Origin of the sequence: Mycobacterium sp. E3339, assembly GCF_001666915.1 — a bacterium.
GTDB lineage: Bacteria > Actinomycetota > Actinomycetes > Mycobacteriales > Mycobacteriaceae > Mycobacterium.
The window spans coordinates 1-768 of sequence record NZ_LZIZ01000207.1; the positions used below are offsets into that span (position 1 = coordinate 1).

At 73.2% G+C, this 768-nt stretch carries 1 pseudogene; it reads right to left on the minus strand.

Features of this window, described 5'->3' with window-relative positions:
- Nucleotides 1-85: 85 nt before the first annotated feature.
- Nucleotides 86-768 (minus strand): annotated as a pseudogene (locus A5702_RS19095) (hypothetical protein); the annotation flags it as partial.

Below are 768 nucleotides of genomic sequence, written 5' to 3' on the forward strand. Positions count from 1 at the left end.
TGCGCTCGTTCGCCGGCTCGGTGGCGGTGGCGGTGCTCTTCGGCGGCCAGGCGCTGATCGGCCTGGCGCTCACCCGCCCCAGCAGTCACAGGGGCCGGTCGGTGCTCACCGCGACCCGGCCGCGCAGGTCCGCGGCGATCAGCCGGGCGGCGGCGTTCTGCCAGTTGTGCAGCGAGCGCTGCGGGACCTCGGTGACCAACCACTGCCAGGCTTGCCGCGCGATCGGATCAAGCCCGGCGGCGGTGGCGTTTTGCGCGTACGCGCGCACGCCGACGACGTAGGGGAAGTACAGCGAGTTGTAGTGCCGCCACTGTTCGGTGGTGCCGAAATCGCCGGCGTCGCGCGGCTTGAGCCGCCCGACCGCCTCGGCCAGCACCGCTTTGAGTTCGTTGGCCCGCTCCAGCGGATGGTCGGGCGCGCCCCGGGCGGCGAGCCGCTCGTCGATGACGGGCAGCGCGGTCAACGGGCTGGCCACCAGCTTGCTCAGGTCGCCGTAGTGACCCAGGGCGCGCCGGGTGAGCCGCGCGAACGCCGCGTCGTCGACGTGGTCGAGCGGGTCCACCGACCGCAACGGCAGCGCCGCGCCGGTGTTCCGCAGCGCCGCCCGATCCTCGCGTAGCGCAGGCGATTTCGAGAACGCCAGCCGGTCGAGCAGGCCGGCCAGCGGATCGGCGAGCACCTGTACGCTGATCGCGACCGCCAGGCTGGTGAACAACAGCACCGTGAGCGCGGTTTGGGCGGCCGCGTCGGCGCGGGTGAGCGCGAGAA